Genomic DNA, 1,015 nt, shown 5'->3' with positions numbered 1-1,015 from the left:
TGGTCATACAGGTGATCCCCCATGATCGGAGTAACACCGCTCTATTTACAGGCCCCAGCGGATCAGTGAGCAGGCAAGTGTCAGGAACGCTTCGTGGATGTCGTCACGGATCTGCCAGCGGATGCACGCTGTTGGATGTCGCGATACTCCCCAGCCTGAACGTCACGCGCTAGGCCAGGCTCTGGCTGTGATGGGGACTACTTGACCGGGGCTTGTCGGTCGGATTCTTGGGGCGTTTGTTCGGGCGGTAGCTGGGGCCGTTCATGATGACTTGGTGGCTGGTGTTGATCAGCCGGTCCGGGAGTGGCCATGGTCCGCCGCCTGCGCCGCACCCGTTTCGAGGCCGAAACCACCCTCGAGGGCTTCGACTTCGCCGCCAGCCCCAAACTCCCGGCCGCGCAGATCCGCGACCTCGCGGCGCTGCGCTGGCTGCAAGCCGGGGAGTCGATCATCCTCTACGGGGCCGTCGGCGTCGGGAAGACCCACGTCGCCCAGGCCATGGGGCACCTCGCGATCCGCGCCGGAGCCGAGGTCCGCTTCCACAAGACCCGCCGCATCCTGGCCGATCTGGCCGGCGGCCACGCCGACCACACCTTCGACAAGTGCCTCGCCGCACACGTCAAGGCCGACCTGCTGATCCTGGACGACTTCGCGATGCGCGAATTCACCCCGCGCCAGGCCGACGACCTCTACGAGTTGATCTCCCAGCGCATCGCCGAAGGCCGCTCGATCGCGATCACCGCCAACCGCGCACCACAAGACTGGTATCCGTTGTTCCCGAACCCGGTCGTCGCCGAGTCACTCCTGGACAGAATGATCAACACGAGCCATCAGGTCTTCATGAACGGCCCCTCCTACAGACCGAACGAGCGCCCCAAGACGCCGCCCACCACGACCAAGTAGACCCGATCAACACACCGGGGTCGGTTCAATTCCGTGAGCCGTCCCCGGGTCAATTGCAGGTTCAGGCAAGATTCTTGTGGAGCGTGACGGAGCGTCACCTTCCTGGCATCGT

At 64.4% G+C, this 1,015-nt stretch carries 1 protein-coding gene; it reads left to right on the top strand.

The window, feature by feature from the left end:
• Nucleotides 1–309: 309 nt before the first annotated feature.
• On the top strand, nt 310–903 hold the full coding sequence (zapE, locus tag ACFWZ5_RS46540) for an AFG1/ZapE family ATPase (RefSeq protein ID WP_384893386.1): 594 nt from the start codon (nt 310–312) through the stop codon (nt 901–903).
• The last annotated feature ends 112 nt before the right edge of the window (nt 904–1,015 follow it).

Origin of the sequence: Streptomyces sp. NPDC059003, assembly GCF_042740445.1 — a bacterium.
In the GTDB taxonomy this organism is placed as follows: domain Bacteria; phylum Actinomycetota; class Actinomycetes; order Streptomycetales; family Streptomycetaceae; genus Streptomyces.
This window is presented reverse-complemented; position numbering and strand designations above follow the sequence as displayed.